This window comes from Clostridium sp. CTA-5 (assembly GCF_054768135.1).
This window is the reverse complement of the sequence record NZ_BAAAAT010000001.1, coordinates 71,394-90,565: the sequence shown is the minus strand read 5'-3', so window position 1 is coordinate 90,565 and position 19,172 is coordinate 71,394. Positions and strand designations below refer to the sequence as shown.

At 26.0% G+C, this 19,172-nt stretch carries 14 protein-coding genes and 1 riboswitch; all 14 genes read right to left on the bottom strand.

Annotated features, from left to right (window positions below):
• Positions 1 to 6: 6 nt before the first annotated feature.
• The 14 genes from ACYUET_RS00395 to ACYUET_RS00330 all read right to left on the bottom strand — a co-directional run bounded on the left by ACYUET_RS00395 (position 7) and on the right by ACYUET_RS00330 (position 18,971).
• Complete coding sequence (locus ACYUET_RS00395) at positions 7 to 1,044, bottom strand: ABC transporter ATP-binding protein (RefSeq protein ID WP_460277049.1); 1,038 nt, start codon at positions 1,042 to 1,044, stop codon at positions 7 to 9.
• A 20-nt stretch (positions 1,045 to 1,064) separates the two neighbouring features.
• A complete protein-coding gene (locus tag ACYUET_RS00390; protein WP_460277048.1) occupies positions 1,065 to 1,874 on the bottom strand; it encodes an ABC transporter permease in 810 nt (269 codons plus the stop codon).
• 45 nt (positions 1,875 to 1,919) lie between these two features.
• Positions 1,920 to 2,714 (bottom strand): molybdate ABC transporter substrate-binding protein, encoded by a 795-nt coding sequence (modA, locus tag ACYUET_RS00385; protein WP_460277047.1) that lies wholly within the window; start codon positions 2,712 to 2,714, stop codon positions 1,920 to 1,922.
• A gap of 537 nt (positions 2,715 to 3,251) precedes the next feature.
• Positions 3,252 to 4,307, bottom strand: coding sequence for a galactose ABC transporter substrate-binding protein (locus tag ACYUET_RS00380; RefSeq protein WP_460277045.1), 1,056 nt, complete (start codon positions 4,305 to 4,307; stop codon positions 3,252 to 3,254).
• Positions 4,308 to 4,739: 432 nt separating this feature from the next.
• Complete coding sequence (locus ACYUET_RS00375; RefSeq protein WP_460277043.1) at positions 4,740 to 5,705, bottom strand: tRNA dihydrouridine synthase; 966 nt, start codon at positions 5,703 to 5,705, stop codon at positions 4,740 to 4,742.
• A 70-nt stretch (positions 5,706 to 5,775) separates the two neighbouring features.
• On the bottom strand, positions 5,776 to 6,528 hold the full coding sequence (locus ACYUET_RS00370; protein ID WP_460277042.1) for a DnaJ domain-containing protein: 753 nt from the start codon (positions 6,526 to 6,528) through the stop codon (positions 5,776 to 5,778).
• 383 nt (positions 6,529 to 6,911) lie between these two features.
• Positions 6,912 to 8,264: an amino acid permease gene (locus tag ACYUET_RS00365; RefSeq protein ID WP_460277041.1), complete on the bottom strand. Its 1,353-nt coding sequence runs from the start codon at positions 8,262 to 8,264 to the stop codon at positions 6,912 to 6,914.
• A 378-nt stretch (positions 8,265 to 8,642) separates the two neighbouring features.
• A riboswitch (glycine riboswitch) is annotated at positions 8,643 to 8,731 on the bottom strand.
• Positions 8,732 to 9,302: 571 nt separating this feature from the next.
• A complete protein-coding gene (locus ACYUET_RS00360) occupies positions 9,303 to 10,064 on the bottom strand; it encodes a zinc dependent phospholipase C family protein (RefSeq protein ID WP_460277040.1) in 762 nt (253 codons plus the stop codon).
• Between the two features lie 428 nt (positions 10,065 to 10,492).
• The gene (locus ACYUET_RS00355; protein ID WP_460277039.1) at positions 10,493 to 11,758 is read right to left on the bottom strand and encodes a cation:dicarboxylate symporter family transporter; all 1,266 of its coding nucleotides are present in this window, start codon (positions 11,756 to 11,758) and stop codon (positions 10,493 to 10,495) included.
• 329 nt (positions 11,759 to 12,087) lie between these two features.
• Complete coding sequence (locus ACYUET_RS00350; RefSeq protein WP_460277038.1) at positions 12,088 to 13,164, bottom strand: galactose ABC transporter substrate-binding protein; 1,077 nt, start codon at positions 13,162 to 13,164, stop codon at positions 12,088 to 12,090.
• A gap of 565 nt (positions 13,165 to 13,729) precedes the next feature.
• Positions 13,730 to 14,743: a U32 family peptidase gene (locus ACYUET_RS00345; RefSeq protein ID WP_460277037.1), complete on the bottom strand. Its 1,014-nt coding sequence runs from the start codon at positions 14,741 to 14,743 to the stop codon at positions 13,730 to 13,732.
• A 79-nt stretch (positions 14,744 to 14,822) separates the two neighbouring features.
• Positions 14,823 to 16,163 carry a hypothetical protein gene (locus ACYUET_RS00340; RefSeq protein WP_460277036.1) on the bottom strand — a complete coding sequence of 447 codons (1,341 nt, stop codon included), beginning with the start codon at positions 16,161 to 16,163 and terminating at the stop codon, positions 14,823 to 14,825.
• Positions 16,164 to 16,279: 116 nt separating this feature from the next.
• A complete protein-coding gene (locus tag ACYUET_RS00335; RefSeq protein WP_460277035.1) occupies positions 16,280 to 17,545 on the bottom strand; it encodes a cation:dicarboxylate symporter family transporter in 1,266 nt (421 codons plus the stop codon).
• Between the two features lie 673 nt (positions 17,546 to 18,218).
• Positions 18,219 to 18,971: a Tim44 domain-containing protein gene (locus ACYUET_RS00330; RefSeq protein WP_460277034.1), complete on the bottom strand. Its 753-nt coding sequence runs from the start codon at positions 18,969 to 18,971 to the stop codon at positions 18,219 to 18,221.
• Positions 18,972 to 19,172 lie beyond the last annotated feature (201 nt).

Genomic DNA, 19,172 nt, shown 5'->3' with positions numbered 1-19,172 from the left:
ATTATATTACAAAATTTGTATATCACTATCTTTAATTCCAACATAAACTTCTTTTCCTGGATTTAGCCTTAAATCTTCAATATATTTTTCTGTTACAAAAGAACTTAATTCAATTCCTATATCAATTATAACTTTCTTTATAAAACCTTGATTAATGATTTCAATAATTCTACCTTTGAATGTATTTTCAAAGCTTTTATTTTTAAAATCTAAAAATAAAAAAATGTTTTCACTACGTACTGCTGCTAATCCCTCATTAACTGTTTTGCTACTTTTAACAACAAACTTCATTCCATTTAATAAAGTTGCTATTCCATCACTTACTTTACATTTAAATAAATTACTGAATCCTGTAAAGTTAGCTATAAATTCTGATGCGGGATGTTTAAATATTTCCTCAGGAGTTCCAATTTGATGAATCTCTCCATTATTCATAACTGCTATTCTATCTGCTAAATACAACGCCTCATTAAAATCATGAGTAACATGAATAGTTGTAGTATTTAGGTTTTTATGCAACTTTTTTAGATTTTGTTGAAAAACTTCTTTAGTACAAGGATCAAGTGCACTGCTAACTTCATCCAATAATAATATTTGTGGAGAAGTAATAATAGCTCTTGCAAAGGCAACTCGTTGTTGTTCTCCTCCACTTAACATAGATGTATTTCTATTTAATAAATGCTTTATATTAAGCATTTCACATATATCAATCAAAGTCTGTTCTGCACTATTTTTAGACATACTCTTTACTTTAGAACTAAAAAGGATGTTTTCTCTTACAGATAAATGAGGAAATAACAAATAATCTTGATATACAAATCCTATATTTCTATGCTCCGGCGGAACATTGCTTAAATTTTTATCATTTATGTATATACTTCCTTTATCCAGATTATAAATTCCAGCTATGGTTTCTAAAATTATAGTCTTCCCTGATCCCGTTGGTCCTAATATAACAAAATATTCGCCTTCTTTTACTTCAAAGCTTATATCCTTAAGTATAAAGTTACCAAGTTTTTTATAAATATGCTCTAATTTAAGCATGAAATAACCCCTTTTACGTATTATTTAATATTTTCTATACTTCTCTTTTCAAATAATTGAAAAACAGACAAACAAACTATAGACATAATTATTAATATTGTTGCTGCTGCTAAAGCTTTATCTAATTCCCCACCAGCTAAATTTAAAAATATTGCTGCTGGTAAGGTTTCTGTTTTCATACGAATAGCGCCTGCAAGCATAAGTGCAGTACCAAATTCACCTAATGCACTAGTCCATACAATTATAACCCCTGAAATTAACCCATTTCTAGCTAAAGGAAGCGTTACCTTAAAGAATGATTCACAACTGCTATAACCAAGTGTTCTAGCAACAAATTCTAACTTAGGATTAATACTTTCAAAAGTTACTTTTAAAATTCTTATCATATATGGAGTATTAATAAAAAAATGAGCTACTATTATTCCATATATAGAGAAAACAGGATCTATTCCCAATTTAGCAACTGTATTCTCTATCGGCTTTGTAGTGAATAACAGTAAAAGTGCTATTCCTGATGCAATTGGTGGAATTGAAATTGGCATTTGTATTATTGCATTTATAATTTTTTTACCCCAAAAATTAAACCTAGCTAGTCCATACGATATAGGTATTGAAAATATCAGACAAATTATTGTTGATATAGTTGATGTAAAAAAGCTTAACTTAATTGCAAATTGAATTTCTTTGTCTAAGAGGCTTTCTATTAAATTAGGAATGCCTCTTAGTAATACACCCAATATTGCAAAAATTATAAATAATACAAAAGCAAAAAGAAATATACATATAGATGTTTTAAAAAAAATGTCTTTAAAATTTTTATTAAGTCTCATTAATTAGCCTCTCAATACTTTAAGTAAACATTTACAATCCAAATACTATTCAATAGGTTTTAGATTATGCTTTGTAAATATAGCCTTTCCTTCATCTGAATTAGTAAAATCAATAAATTTTTGACATAGTTCCTTATCTTCACAGCTTTTTAGAGTGCTTATATTTACCTTTTCAACAGAATTTTGTTCCTTTGGAATTTGAACACAATCTATATCTTTACCTGCATTAAGAGCATTATCTTCCCAAATAATTGAAGCATCTGCTTTATTCATTGAAAGGTATGTCACTATTTCATTTACAGTTGAAACAGTTGAAACAACATTAGGTTTTACCTCCTCTTGAATACCAACTTTCGTAAATAATTTCATAGCTAATTTTCCTAATGGTGATGTTTGAGGATCTCCTAAAATAACTCTAACACTAGACTTTGAAAAATCTTGTAAGCTTTTTATATCAAGCGGATTTCCTTTAGTTACAGCAATAACTGGTATATGATATGTTAAATCTTTTTTGTCTAATGTTAATTCTTTTTGGTTTGCTGTTTCATAGTCCTTATTTGAAGGCAATACACAAATATCTCCTTTATGTGAAATTTCCATTTGTCCTATAAGATCTGATGCATTGGCATAAGTAAATTCGGCTTTAACACCATTTTGTTCCTCAAATTTTTTACCCATTTCATCCATAGGCTTTTTTAAACCTGCAGAACAATAAATTAATAAAGACTTATCCTGTTTATTGTTTGCAGTCGTAGGTTTTGATGTTTGTCCACATCCTCCTAGCATAATAGATATCATTAATAATGTTGAAATTAGAATTAGTGAATTTCTTTTCTTCATAAAAATTATCCTTTCTTTTAGTATTTAATTTTATTGCATGAGAACTCACCGTAATCATTTTCTTTGGTATTCTATACAAATAGAATACCACTCCAACATTTCCCAGTCAATAAATCCCATATTTAGATTTTTATTCTTCAACATTTTAACTATTTTTATGACTATATATTTATATAAGGAAATTTCTTTTCTATTGTATTAAAATCATTATTTATGTCTATTAAAGAGCTATACTATACTTTATTTACTAAATCTCTTATTAACAAATATAATAAAATTCTTTATCTTTAGTATACTATTTTTTTGTCTAAATTATTTTTTTACTATATAATTGATATTTAATAAACTATACAAAAAAGCCAACTATTTAGAATTTTTATCTAAACAGTTGGCTTAGTTTTAAAACTATTTTAATAAATTTTATATTATCTTTATATTTTTTAATTTAATCATTTCCTTTTGCTAATATAACATCTTTAAAATATATTATAAAATAGTTAATGTTCTTACAATTTAAGAATGATTAAACTTTCATATTTACTTTGTGTATTCATTATAATTTAAATGAACTGTAAATCCTGTATCATCAAATTTATAGTTTGTATTCTCAAGTGGTGGTCTACCAGTTGCTAAATTCATCCCAATTGAATAGAGCGCTTCAGCAAGCTCTTGGGGATCTAAAACAACAGTACCTGTCATAAACCCTTTTTGAATTAAATCTTTAGCAATTGGCATACCATCAATCCCTACAACTGGGATTGTTTTTTCTTTGTTTCCTTTATTATATCCGTACTTTTGTAAAGCTTCGACAGCACCAATTGCCATCGCATCATTATTAGAAATTATAGCTTCTATTTTGTTACCATATTTAAGAAACAGAGATTCAATAGAATTTCTAGCGCAATCTTGTATCCATTCACAATTAACTGAAGCAATCTCTTCTGTTTTTATTCCAGCTTCATTAAGTGCTAAAATGGAATACTTTGTTCTTAAAGATGTTAATGGACTACCGATTCTACCTTTTAACATAACATACTGCAATACATTATCATGATTTTTATCTATTAACTCTTTATTAGAATTCCATTCATTAACAAGTATTTTTCCCTCCATAGTACCAGATTGCTTAAAATCTGCCCCAACAATCACACATCTCTTATATCCTTTAACCAAGTTTCTTACTTCTTCAGTTGGATCTGGATTCAAAATAAAAGGAATATTTTTTTTCATAACTTTAATTAAAGTACTTTCTACATCTTCTAAATTATGACTAATTAAATTTATAATAAAAAGATCATATTTTTCTGTAAGAGCTTTTTCAATACTTTCATTTTGTAAACTTTGGTTATCTTTTGCATCAAAAAAAGTAAATTTAACTTTATCTTTATTTTCATTTTCAATACGTTCTAAATTTTGTTTAAGTAAAGAAATGTACATGGCATTAGAATTATCTGAGAATACAGCTATTTTAACTGGGGTCTCTTGAGTAAAATTTGAATTAGCACATACATTATTTTTTAAAACTCCTATTGGTAGAATTATTATTATTATTAGAATCATAATAGATATTAATATTTTTTTTAAAATGCTCATTTAATTCCTCCCAAATACATTTTTAATATAATTATTAATCTTAGCATTTGTATTAATAAAAAAAATATTCTAATTCAGTATTATTAAGCTTTAATGTTTTATTTGTCAGTTCATAAGTAAATCCAAATCCTTGTACTAAACTGTTTCTTATAATTTTATGTTTACCATCATATAATTTATTTTAAAACATAGTCCAATTATTTAGTTAACATTATACAATTTCTATAACAATATCATTTTATAAAAAGTAAAAAATAAAGATATAAGAATACAAATTAAAATTCTTATATCTTTATTGACTATACAATGAATATATTTTTTATATTATAATCCTATTCTAACATCTAAAACTTTCTTAAAAGTTATAAAATTATAAACTATCTAAATAACTTATTATATTCTCATATATTTGTCTTTACATAATAACTCTACTTAACATTGATTATTAAATAATCCTGCCCCTTCTATAATTTCTTGTTCTCTAAATAAACTTAAAACTGCTTCATTATAATCACTTAATTTTTGTGCTTTCTTTATTTTTTTAGCATATTTTTTATTATCTGAAAATATATAAATCATATATCCCCATAATTCTTTCATCCTAAAAATTGCATTTCTATCTTCATTAAATAATTCTCTATATTTATTAAAAATTTCATCATGAAAATCCTTTAACACTTTTTTATCTATATCAGTATTATTTTTTATCTTATTCATTAAGCCTGGATTAGCTAATATACCTCTTCCTAACATTACTGTTTCTACTTCTGGAAAAGTCTTTATTAATTTATTATAATCATCACTAGTAAAAATATCTCCATTATAACATACTGGATTAGTACTTAAAGATAATGCATCTTTAAATACCTCTAAATTAGGCTTATTCCCATAAAAATCTTTTTGTGTTCTAGGATGAATAATTAATTCTTCTATAGGATATTTATTGTATAATTTTATTAACTCATAAAATTCCTCTGAACTATCTTTTCCTATTCTAGTTTTTATAGAAATCTTCATATCATCAATTTTAAATATTTCCTCTAAAAACCTATCAAGTTCTTCTCTTTTTGCTAAAAATCCTGACCCTCTGTTTTTGGAAACAACTGTACCTGCTGGGCATCCTAAATTTAAATTAACCTCATTATAACCTAATTGTTGTAATTTTCTTGAAGTAAGAATAAAACCTTCTGAATCATTAGTAAGTATTTGTGGTACTATATTCATCCCTTTATTATTTTCAGGTAAAACATCTCTTAATTCTTTTGTTTTAAGACTTTTACTTTTGTTTGTAACAATAAAAGGGGTAAAATATTTATCAATATTATTGAAAAATTTTTCATAAGAATTTCTATATACATATCCCGTAATTCCTTCCATTGGTGCTAAATAATATTTCATTAATAATTAACTCCTTTATAAATATTCTGAAAAAACATTATATCAAGCTTCTTTTTTCTTATCTACTTAATTAAAAAACAAAATCTTTCAATACATTATTTAATTTTTGTAATACCTTTAACATAAAGTTTAATATGTAAGGCAAAAAGAATGATGCTAATAAAACTGACACAGCTAAAATTAATATATTATAATTTATAGTTTGTCCTAATTTAACTTGATATAAATGGATTGCTCCTACTGATATAGATCCTACTATTAATAATTTAGATGCTATCCATGAAACCACATTTATTATTTGAAATAATAATATTATTACTGATAATATCACTACTAATGGTAATGCTAATATTTTAAATGGCAACATAAATAAATCAAATATTTGTCCACTATCACTTTTAGGCGTTTTTTCACTCTCTTTTTGTTTTCTATCATTTTCTAATTTATCATCATTATACTTATTCTTTTTATCTTTATTTTTCGAAATTCCTTTGGAAGTAAAATTATTCTTTTGAATATTAGAACTTTTTCTTTTACTTCTTGGATTATTTTTAGCTTTATAAGTATTGCTTACATTATTAAAATCTAATTCTTTTTGCACATCTTTAGGATTTATAATTAATGTTTCATCTTTATCAAATTGACTTCCTTCTAAACTATTTAAAGCTTCATATGCCTGATCAAATACCTTTAAAAATTCATTAAGTCGTTTTTCATTAACTACTTCTTTTTTTATTTTTTCTACTTGCTTTTCATATGCTTCTTTTATCTCTGCTTTTGATGCACTTTTTTCTACACCCAATATTTTATAATAATCTGTCATATTCTCTCTCCATTTAAAACTACTTAGTTAATACTTTTATTGTAACTTTTCTTATCATTTCTTAAAATATTATACTGAAAATAAAAATTAATTTAAAGTATTATCTTTAATCTGAAAATATATAACTTATATATAAATATATATTTTTATTTTAAATTTTATAATTAAAAAAGATGATTCCTGTTTAATTTAGAAATCATCTTCTTAAATTTATCTAATCTTTTATTAAAATATCTCTACTTAGTAATATATTATAATCTAACAAATTACCAATATAAATGATATAAATAATTTTTCATCTATTTTATATTTATTCAAAATAATTTATAAATCTCTTTGGTATTATAAATACCATATGTATATATTTTATATTTATTAATTTTTTAACATTTCTTTGCTTTAAGTATCTTGTAAATCAATCCAAGCATTATAAACCATACAGGTGTTACAAACAATGCTACACGAGTTTCTTTATTAAGTGCCAATACAACTATAACAAACGTAATAAATGCTAAAATTATGTAATTAGCAATTGGATAAAGTGGCATTCTGAATTTACTTTTAGCAGCAAGTTCAGGATTAACTTTACGATATCTTAAATGACAGATAACTATAATTGCCCAAATAAAAATAAAGCAAAATGTTGATATACTGGTAATAAGTATAAATACCCCTTCTGGCATAATATAATTAAGAATAACTGAAATCAAAATAACAGTTGCAGAGAACATTATAGCATTAGAAGGTACTTGATGCGAAGTTAATTTTTTCATTGACTCAGGTGCATTATTTTCTTTAGCAAGTGAATAAACCATACGACTCGTACTGAATATACCGCTATTACAAGCAGATGCAGCTGATGTTAGTACAACAAAATTTACAATGCTTGCTGCTGCCGCTATTCCTACTGCAGCAAATACCTGTACAAATGGACTTTTATCTGGATTAATTGAATTCCATGGGTATATACTCATAATAACAGTAAGTGCTCCGATATAGAAAATAATAATTCTAATTGGAATATTATTAATAGCCTTTGGAATAACATGTTCTGGATTTTCAGTTTCACCAGCTGTTAAACCAACTAATTCGATTCCAGTAAAAGCAAATACAACCATTTGAAATGAAAGAATAAAACCACTTACCCCATTTGGGAACCAACCATCATGACTCCAAAGGTTTGTAAAACTAGATACACCAGCATCTGTAGAAAAACCTTTAATAATCATAAATATACCAATAATTATTAGTGATAAAATTGCAACAATTTTAATTAAAGCAAACCAAAATTCCATTTCTCCAAATAACTTAACTGCTGTAAGATTCATAATTAGTAAAATTACAAGAGCTATAAGACTTGGAACCCATTGAGCTATATTAGGAAACCAGTATTGTATATAAAGTCCTGCAGCAGTTAAATCAGCCATAGCGAGTGAAATCCAGCAGAACCAGTATGTCCACCCAGTAATGAATGCTGCTCCGTTCCCTAAATAATCATGTACAAAGTCTACAAAAGAATGATAGTTTAAATTAGAAAGTAATAATTCCCCAAGGGCACGCATAATAAAAAAACAAATTACTCCTGTTATCATATAAGCAAATAAAATAGATGGGCCTGCCTGGTGAATAGACCTGCCTGAACCAAGGAATAACCCTGTACCAATAGCCCCTCCAATTGCAAGTAATTGAACATGACGATTCTTTAATCCTCTCGATAAATTTTGATTCTCTGACATATATATCCCGCCTTTCTGAATGTTACTGTTTTTTATCTGTTTTACTGTAATCACAACTTTCTAAAGTTTTTATTTAATCATTGAGATATAACTTTCTATTTCAATGATGTATCAAAAACTTTCAGTTAATCCTAGACACCCAATTAGATAGATTCCAGTTTCCATCAGTAACACTAAAAGTGGACCCTCCATATACTATAGAATAGATTGAAGTAAATACTTTTGTTGATTTATCCATTTTATCCCTCCATGTTAGTTAAAAAGCATATACTAAAATATACCTTTTCTTATGTAAATATTTTATAATTGGAGATACAAATGGGAATAGATAAGATCTAAATGAAGTAATTAATAATATATTACTTTTGTAAGATATGTTACCTGTCCCCTGTCCTTTTACCTGAGAGTTTCGCCTTTACAACTTTCTCCTTCGGTGCTCTATTTCGAGTCTCTCCAAGGGTTCATCCAATAGCGGTCATCTCTAATTAAATAGGTACCTGAAAGATTTACTTCTTCGGTGAACAGCCATAGCCATTACTCTCCCGCTATCTTCATCTGAACTTTTAACTTTTATTGTTATATATTAATATATTTTTAATAAAGTTGCAACATTTTTTTTACTTTAATCAAAATCGAAAAGCATTTTTATCATAATATTAAAAACATTTATAACAAAGTAACAATATCAATTTAAAACTAAATAAAATTAGTGAAATAATTATCTAAATTAGATATTCATTCTATTCCTATTAATTCTTTCTAAATTTTATTATATTAATTGTTAAAACATAATTTAATAATTCTAACTTATATATATTCTTTCTTAAAGTTACTATAAGTATTCTTTTTTTCTCTAAATGCCTATAAACTAAAATAACTCACAACAATACGTTTTTCTATATTGTTATGAGTTTAATTTTTGAAGCAAAGCAAGGCATTAGTAACTATCTAAACTTAATTAATATTATAAAACTATTATTTTTACTTATAATTTTATCTAATTTCTAAATCTAACTTCTAGAAAAATTAATATATCTACTATAGTAACTTGCTTAATATGTTTTCAAAATGCTTTTTATGTTTTTTAGCTATAAGAGGTTTAACTCTTTGTATATCTTTATAAAACTTAAACATCAAACCAGCAGTAGTAGCTTGAGCCATTGTTAAAACATTTAAAGTAATCATACGAAATCTAATCTGCTTATTGGGCACACAAGAATACTTTCTATATACATTTATGGCCTTATTACTATTAAAATCAATATAATGTTTTAAGGAATTAAAATATATACCCCCTTTTTCTATTTTAAATTCATTATAAGTTTTATGAGTTCTAATTACCCAATTCTCATAACTTTTATGGTCATTTAATAAGTGAACATTAGCATGCTGAGGAACTGTTAAGTCTTGAATTAAATGACAAGTAGCACCTAAATAGAACATTGAACCTTTAATATTTCCATGAAAATATTCATTTAGTGCCCTAATATAATAAGATACACATTCTTTTTTCGCATCACTATTACCATATAACCCCTCATCCCTATGTGGATTATAAAAATGATTACTACTTTTTAAATCCTGATCTGCCCAAACTACTCCCGCATTAATATCATTTATATATGACTTCATAAGTTTATAGGCCTCCATATTTCCATCATTTTCTAATATTACCAAAGACTGAATATTTATAAATTTATGAACTATACACTCAGCTTTCATTATTCTCTTCTTTACAGGATTTATAGTTTTTAGTATTTTTTTAAATACATATGAATATACTCTTTCTAAAGCTTCCATAATCATCATCCCTATACATAATATTTATAATCTACATTATTATAAACATATATTTAACTATTATTCATGTAACATATTAAGAAAATTTATCATTTTATAGAAGTATTTGTACCTATTACTAAATTATAAAGAATTCAAGTAAAAATTACTTTCTTAATCTTACTAAAGCATAAAGTTTATCTCATAAATTATATCTGATTTATCTATACAAACTTGCACAAATTATTTTTGAGATAATAATAAAAATCTCTCGTCCTTATAAACATAAATTCACTATGATTATAAGGACAAGAGATTAAACTTAAGTCATATATAAAGAAAATAACCTTTCCTAATATTATGCATATTTTCCGTAAAAGAAGACTGTATGTTCGTCTTAATTATGTATTAAATATTTCTTCTCTATCTCTGTTTTTTATTTTATTTAATTACGCTACATTTTTAATAGATTCAAAATATTTTTCTCCTTCTTCAGAGTTATATTTTCCTTCCCACTTAGATATAACAACAACAGCCAATGAATTTCCAATTACATTAACAGTAGTTCTTGCCATATCAACAATACGATCGATTCCAGCAATAAAAGCTACTCCTTCTACTGGGATACCCACTGAACCTACAGTGGCTAGTAAAACTACGAAAGATGCACCAGGCACTCCTGCCATACCTTTTGAAGTAAGCATTAATACAAATACTAAATTAATTTGAGTAGCAATCGGTAAATGAATTCCATATATTTGTGCAATAAAAAGTGCTCCAATAGCTTGATACAATGTAGATCCATCTAAGTTGAAAGAATATCCTGTTGGAATAACAAATGATGTAATTGCCTTTGGACATCCGAACTTCTCCATCTTTTCCATAAGTTTTGGTAAAACTGCTTCAGAACTTGCTGTAGTATAAGCGAGAATAATTTCATCTTTTAAAATTTTTATAAGTGCCATAATACTTATTCCAAATATTTTTCCCACAAAACCAAGCACAACAAGTACAAAAAAAATCATAGCTCCATAAACAGTAATAATTAATTTTCCTAATGGAATCAATGAAGCTAGTCCAAATTTAGAAACTGTTACACCTATTAAACCAAATACCCCTAGTGGAGCAAGTTTCATAATTTGATTGGTTACCCAAAACATTGCATCAGCCACACCTTGACAAATAGCAAGAACAGGTTTTCCTTTATCACCAATTGCAGCAACACCTAAGCCAAACATAACTGAAAAGAATATAACAGGAAGTAAATCCCCTTTAACAAGTGAATCAAAAATATTAGTCGGAACAATATTTATAAATGTATCCATAAAGCCATGCTTAGTTGCTGCTTCCGCTGTACTTATATATTTATCAATACTTATTGTTGAAAGTTCCTGAATATTTACCCCAGTTCCTGGATGAAATAAATTTGCTACTAGTAAACCTAATATAATGGCACCTGTAGTTACCACTTCAAAATAAAGTATTGTTTTTCCACCAATTTTACCCACTTGTTTAATATCACCTACACCAGCGACACCAACAACAAGTGATGAAAATACGATAGGGACAACTATCATTTTGATTAATCTAATAAAAATATCCCCAAATGGTTGTAAATATGACCCAACAACTGGATTACCATAGAAAACACCTCCTACTATAATACCTAGTGTAAGTCCAATAAGAATTTGAATTGCTAGTCCTATTTTTTTCATTTAAAGCCCCTTTCAATTGTCTATAAGTTTTAATTTTTTCCTTAGACTTTCTATAATGGAATATATTCGACAAAATTCCATATAAAAATCCAATTCACAGCATATAGTATAACATAAATAAAAATATTTATCCCTATGTTTTAAAATTCTAAATGGATAACTATACTAGAATATTTTTTCATTTAAAATGCACCTTAAAATATTAGATTTTTATATCTAATATTTGGTGCATTTCAAATAACAGGAGATTTTCTTTAATTTTAATTTTATGCTATTTATCTTTAACGCATTTAAATGAAGAATAGACTTTACTTATATATTTGTGATTATTATTTGTTTTCCACATAACCTTTAATATTTTGTATATAACCTCTAAATGGAATATGTATTGAAACTTTTGTATCATCAAGCTTATATTTAGTACCTTCAACTGGATTTATATTATTAACTAAATTCATACCTACACTATAAAGAGCGTCAACCAAATCAATTGGATCATGAACAACAGAACCTAGCATCATTCCTTTATCAATCAATTCTCGAGCTTCTGGCACTGCATCAACTCCAACAATAGGAATTGTTTTTGTTTTATCTCCTTTATTATATCCAAATTCTTGTAACGCTTGAATAGCTCCTAGTGCCATTGTATCATCGTTTGATATTATAACTTCAATTCTGTTTCCATATTTTAAAAGCAATGATTTAACTTCACTTTTAGCTAATTCCAAATCCCATTGACCAACTATTGACGCAAGTTCTTCTGTTTGTATTCCAGCTTGTTGAAGTGTTAAAACAGAATATTTGGTTCTTTCGATTGGCACCTTATTATAACGTTCACCTTGTAACATAATATATTGCATTGTATTATCTTTATTTCTATCAATCAGCTCTTTATTAGTATTCCATTCATCAATAAGCATTTCTCCTTGCATTATTCCAGATTGTTTTGAATCGGTTCCTATATATAAAGCTTTTGGATAAGATTTAATAGCCTCCATTGTAAGTGGTTCTCTATTAAATACGATTACCGGAACATTATATATCTTAATTTTATTAATAGTTTCTTGTAAATATCTTGTATCAGCTGTATCTAGTAATATAAGATCAATACCACTTTTAAGTACTTTATCAATAATTTCATTTTGTATTGCTAAATTAGATTTTGAATCATAACAGGTAAATTTAATCTTGCCTTGATTTTTTCTTTCAATCTCTTCGAAATCTTTACATATCTTTATAAGATAATCATCATTAGCAAGATCTTTTGCAAGTACAGCTACTTTAATAAGGTCTCTTGTTTGAATATCTTTGGTAATACTTATAGCTTTTCTACTGTTGCTTGCTAGTATAATTAAAATTATAATTGAAGTTGTTATAATTTTTAATACTCTTCTTAATAAATACATATTATTCTCCTTAGTTTATTTTTTTACTCTATATTCATCTAATAGGTTTACTATGAAAGAAATATACTTTCTTGATGCACAACAAATATGTATTACATCATGAATTTATTAAAATATCCTATTCTAGTTAGTAATAAATTTAGTTTCTAGTTTTATTATGTATTATTTTTTAAAATTCATTCCACTAAATTCATCCTACTAATAAATTCATGTTTGTTTTTATGTTATAAAGATTTGTATTAAATTTATAATTATTAACTTTATTATTTAATAACATAACATTATCACTCATATAGATATATTTATAATACAAATTATTATAAACATACCTTTTGACTATTATTAATTTGAAGTATATATTTTTTTCATCTAATATTTTAAGTTTAAAAAAACAAAAAAGCCCTTAACTCCAAGGACTTTTCATTATTCATCAATATAAAATTATGTTAGTGTATAACCATATCTATAAATTCCTTTTTCATTAGCTTTAATTCCATCTAAAAGAAAAATGTCAACTTTGTTAATATCATATCTCCCATTTGAATTAAAGTGAATTTTATTGAATTTAATTATAATAGCATTGTCCACTACATTTACCACTAAATAATTTGTTTTTCACTTCTTTTTCATACGTATTACTGTCTTGAATATTATCTAGCATATCTATAGCTTTTTTTAAATTTTGTACATCCTTTTCCATATTATTAATTGAATTTCCTCTTCCAACTACTTTTAAATGTGTAACACCAGCTTCTTTTAATCTGTTTAAAGAACATACTCCACAGCCTGTCTCTCCAAAAATATAAGAATCTGCTGTTTCATCTTCATTTTCTATATCGAATTCATTTTTCATATAAAATTCTTCATTATCATCTGGTTCTTTATAATAACTTTCAATTTTCTTATCAACTTCTTTAAAATTATTTATATCTTTACTAACTTTTGATAAATAATATGGCATTTTACATAAATGTATCATCTCATCACAATGTAGAGAATTACAAAAAGCACCAGTATAATGACATCTCTCATTTAAAATAAATGCTTCATACTCTAGATTTTTTACTTTATTATTACTTATACATGATTTCATATCTTCAATTGAATTTTTTCTATGAAATATGTAACGAGATATATCTAGTTTATTAAAAAAATCAATTGAAAAACTATTTAGTTCAGCACATTCTCCACTTAAATGTATAGAACATTTTATATGGTTTTCTTTCAAATATAATATAAGTGCAATATCTGCTATAATAAAATTATTAAATCCAACCTGTATTAAATCTTTTATTATTTTAGCTATCATTTCATATTGTTCTTCAATATAATATAAATAATTAAAAGTTATACTTACCGGCACCTTATATACATCAACCATTTTTTTTAGTATTTTCATGTCCTCAAAAGAACTTATCTGAATATTATAATAAAGCACTTCTCTTCTATTTAAAGGAAACAAATTACCATATTTTTTATTCCACTCATAAGGAACATAACCACAAAATACTTCATCTGCTCCTGCTTTCACCAATGCTATATAATCATCAATACATCCTAATCCAGCTACTATCTTCATTATATTTTCCTCCTAAGTAAATGAAAGAAAATACTAGACCTAAATACTTGTCTATGATTTTCTTTATCTTAAACTGTATTCATATAAAATTTAAAACAATTCTATCTATACCGCTATTTATATATTGCTCTAGCTCTTTTGGATTTTTAAGTAAAGTATCATCAAACCCAAATAAAGAATTATATCTTCCAACCATTTTTAAATGTTTGGGATACATAACTACATAATCCTTGCAATAATTTGGACAGCCATCAACAAGCTTCTGCTTCCCTCTGTCCATTGTTTTACACATTGCATATAGTGGACAATATTGTGATGTGTTTGTTTGATAAAAAGGAATATGAAGACTATGACTTCCTTCTGCAATAGAAATTTTATAGGCACAATTTTCATATTCATATCGTTCAATATTACAGTCTTTAAGAAATTTTTTTAAAATTGAACTATCAAGACTGTTTTCTGCTATAAGTTTTTTATTTTCAATATATCCTTTCTTATAAATATATCTTGGATCTTTTTTTCTCTTATTTAATAAAACTCCTAATGACAAATTCAAATAATCAGTTTTATCTTCAACTAATTTTATCATTCCAAAATCATTTATTATAATCTCTATTTTCGTATTATTTTCATAACACCAATTATATACTTCATTTATAATCTCTTTTATTTTTTCTATATAATTCTCTCTCATATATGTAAAACATAATGTTATATTTAGCTTTTCTTCTTTAGCTTTTTTAATCATATTCTTTAATAAATTCATGTCTGGAAATAAATTGTGACAAAATTGATTTCCAATATAAAGCCTTGTAATATCTTTTTGAAACAACTTATAATTATCAGCGAAATTATCTTTTAAATAATCATTCTTAAAATTTTTAATATCCTTGTCCATATACTTTTTATATAAAATATTATTATCTAAAGTAATAGCTAATTCTGTTGAATCAATAATATTCTCATTCCAGTTTTCATAGTTTAATTCTAACATCCAATCTCTTTTTTGCTCTAAATAATACTCATAAAATTCATAATCCAATTCCTCTGGATATCCAACCATTTCTTTTGAAAACTCATTTACATCACCAAAAGCTTTTAGCCTAATATATTTTGAATAATTTTTAAAAATATTTCTTACATTATATACATATTCTTGAGCTTTAATAGAGAAAGCATATACTAAACTAAAATCAGCTTTTCTTTTTTCTATAATACTATAATCTTTTATTAATACTTCCTTATATATGCATTCATCAAATATATAAAATGCTACTTTTATACAGTCTATATTGTCTATTTCCTGAGTAACACGAACAGTTAACTTTTCAGGAGATATCTTTAATATACTTACTTCTCTGCCATCTAACAAGCAGCTTACTAGTCCTGATGGTAAAAATTCAACTTCTTCTTTTTCCAAAATAATACCTCCTAAAAAAATCTCTTACACTTATAATCATAATTATACTACGTTTATAAGTGTAAGAGATTTAAAATTATATATGTATTGAATATTTTTTCTATGTAAATTCTTAATTATGCTGCCTCTTTAATAGATTTAAAGTATTCATTTCCTTTATCAGTATTATACTGTCCTTCCCACTTAGATATAACAACAACAGCTAATGAATTCCCAATTACATTTACAACAGTTCTTCCCATATCAATAATACGATCTATTCCAGCTATAAAAGCTATTCCTTCTACTGGTATCCCTACAGAACCTAAAGTAGCTAATAAAACTACAAAAGATGTTCCTGGCACTGCTGCCATACCTTTTGAAGTAACCATTAACACAATCATTAAATTAATTTGTGTTAAGATTGGTAAATGAATTCCATATATTTGTGCAATAAAAATTGATGCAATAGCTTGATATAATACAGAGCCATCTAAATTAAAAGAATACCCTGTTGGAATAACAAATGATGTAATTGATTTTGGACATCCGAACTTCTCCATTTTTTCCATAAGCTTTGGTAAAACTGTCTCAGAACTTGCTGTAGTATAAGCAAGAATAAGTTCATCCTTTAAAATCTTTATGATTGACATAATCTTTACTCCGCACATTTTGCCAACTAAAGCAAGTATAACAAATACAAAGAAGATCATAGCACCATAAACATTTATAACTAATTTAGCTAATGGAACTAACGAAGCTAACCCAAATTTAGAAACCGTTACTCCTATTAATCCAAATACTCCTAGTGGTGCAACTTTCATAATTTGATTTGTCACCCAAAACATTGCATCTGCTATCCCTTGACATAATTTAAGAACTGGCTTTCCTTTATCACCAATAGCAGCAACTCCTAGTCCAAACATAACTGAGAAGAAGATTATTGAAAGTAAATCTCCTTTTACAAAAGATTCAAAAACATTAGTTGGAACAATATTTATTAAAGTATCCATAAATCCATGTTTAGCTGCTGTTTCTGCTGTAGCCACATATTTATCAATGCTAGTTGCTGAAAGTTCCTGAATATTTACCCCAATGCCTGGGTGAAATAAATTAGCTACCAATAACCCTAATATAATAGCTACTGTAGTTACTACTTCAAAATAAATAAGTGTTTTTCCACCTATTCTTCCTAACTTTTTGATATCTCCAACACCTGCAACCCCAACAACAAGTGATGAAAATACAATAGGTACAACTATCATTTTGATTAAACGTATAAAAATATCTCCTAGGGATTGTAAATATGATTCAATAACTAAATTACCATGAAAAACAGCTCCTACTATAATTCCTAGTACAAGACCTAAAACAATTTGAATTGCTAATCCTAATTTTTTCATTTAATATCTCCTTTCAGTAATTTATACTTTAAAGTTTTATCATTTTAGTTTCTTACAGCAAATATATATGCATAATTTTCTATATATAAATTCATAAATCTGAAAACTTTCATTTTAGTATTTATAATAAAATTTGCCATTTATGCTGTATTCCTCTAGTTAATAGTGATTAACTCTGGTTCTTATAAAAAGACACGCAAAAATTTCGTTGTGTATATTGTAACACAAAAATAATGTTAATGCTTTTTTTGCAAAATTATGAATATTCAATCTTACATTCTGATACAAAATATATAGCTCATTATGTACTTCTACAATAAATAAACATCTAAAAACTTGTAATCATAATAAACTATAAATAATTTTTAAATAAAAATTCCCCTTCAACACATATAATAAAATTCTTTAATTTTATTATACTTTTCACCAGTAACACCCATATATTTTTAGACATATAAAATAAGATAGACTTACCTTAAAGCCTATCTATAATATTAAAATTCTTCAGTTTTACATTTATATTCTTTGAATTATAATAAAATTTTAATTTTACATAAAAATATACATCCCCTGCCACTAAAAATCCATTAAAAGATATACACAAATACTTTAAATCATTGTATTAAAATTGCTATTCTTATTTGATTGAGGAAAAGCATACTCATTAAATTTTCTAATTGTTAACCTTTATTTGAAGGAACTTTAAGGTTCTTATATCATCTGTTTGCCTTATTTCATCTAATATCCATCTATATTCATTTCTTATAAACTTCCAATATTCTTCAAAATGAACAATCTTATCAGGTTCCCCTTCTACTACTTTACCGTTTTTTTCATCAACTGTATAATCCTTTGATTTTGCCCTAATATGAACCCATATACAATCTTTGTTAATACCTTCAAAATCCTGTAGTCCAATAGGAGCATCACTTAATAATGTCATGTCTTCAAGAATATTTATCTCTTTTTTAATTCTCATGTCTTTAGTTTCTAATTTATGTTTATTATACAATTTATCACTCATATATTCTCTTGCTAAGTCTTGATTTCTTTCCATCCACGCAGCTTGTACTTTATAAAAAGCTTCTTCAATATCTTTCTTCATATTATTATAATCCCAATCATTGTCATTTTGGGATAATTCCTTTATCACTGAAATACTTTTGGCTTTCCTTTTATCTAATATTAATTTAAAAACAAATTTTACAGCTGAAAAAATACAAAGCAATACAATAAAAATACCTATAAGTTCAAGTAAGTTACCACTTCCTGAAGAACTGCTGTTTGATGAACTACTATGAGATGAACTTGAATGTCCACCACCTCCTGCTCTTGCAAATGCAATGGTTGATCCATCAAATACAAAAATCATCAATAATGATACTAATATCTTTTTTATAAAATTTCTAAACTTAATTTTATTCATAATCTCTCCCTTACAGAATCTGTCTATGTATTACTTAAGCACCTTAGTAAAATTCATATATTGGTTTAGATGCAATTTCTTATAACACTTCCTCTACATCAGTAGCATATAACAGATTTTTATTAATTAAATCACTTTATGTTTATTATAAATTATAGAATATTCACCTAAATTATTGCAAATTTAAAAACCTACGAAATT

Coding starts and splice junctions, on each gene's coding strand:
- ACYUET_RS00355 (WP_460277039.1), bottom strand. CDS start 11,758: ATGAAAAAAATAGGACTAGCAATTCAAATTCTTATTGGACTTACACTA.
- ACYUET_RS00375 (WP_460277043.1), bottom strand. CDS start 5,705: ATGAAATATTATTTAGCACCAATGGAAGGAATTACGGGATATGTATAT.
- ACYUET_RS00365 (WP_460277041.1), bottom strand. CDS start 8,264: ATGTCAGAGAATCAAAATTTATCGAGAGGATTAAAGAATCGTCATGTT.
- ACYUET_RS00335 (WP_460277035.1), bottom strand. CDS start 17,545: ATGAAAAAATTAGGATTAGCAATTCAAATTGTTTTAGGTCTTGTACTA.
- ACYUET_RS00390 (WP_460277048.1), bottom strand. CDS start 1,874: ATGAGACTTAATAAAAATTTTAAAGACATTTTTTTTAAAACATCTATA.
- ACYUET_RS00395 (WP_460277049.1), bottom strand. CDS start 1,044: ATGCTTAAATTAGAGCATATTTATAAAAAACTTGGTAACTTTATACTT.
- ACYUET_RS00330 (WP_460277034.1), bottom strand. CDS start 18,971: ATGAATAAAATTAAGTTTAGAAATTTTATAAAAAAGATATTAGTATCA.
- ACYUET_RS00345 (WP_460277037.1), bottom strand. CDS start 14,743: ATGAAGATAGTAGCTGGATTAGGATGTATTGATGATTATATAGCATTG.
- ACYUET_RS00350 (WP_460277038.1), bottom strand. CDS start 13,164: ATGTATTTATTAAGAAGAGTATTAAAAATTATAACAACTTCAATTATA.
- ACYUET_RS00380 (WP_460277045.1), bottom strand. CDS start 4,307: ATGAGCATTTTAAAAAAAATATTAATATCTATTATGATTCTAATAATA.
- ACYUET_RS00360 (WP_460277040.1), bottom strand. CDS start 10,064: ATGGAAGCTTTAGAAAGAGTATATTCATATGTATTTAAAAAAATACTA.
- ACYUET_RS00370 (WP_460277042.1), bottom strand. CDS start 6,528: ATGACAGATTATTATAAAATATTGGGTGTAGAAAAAAGTGCATCAAAA.
- modA (WP_460277047.1), bottom strand. CDS start 2,714: ATGAAGAAAAGAAATTCACTAATTCTAATTTCAACATTATTAATGATA.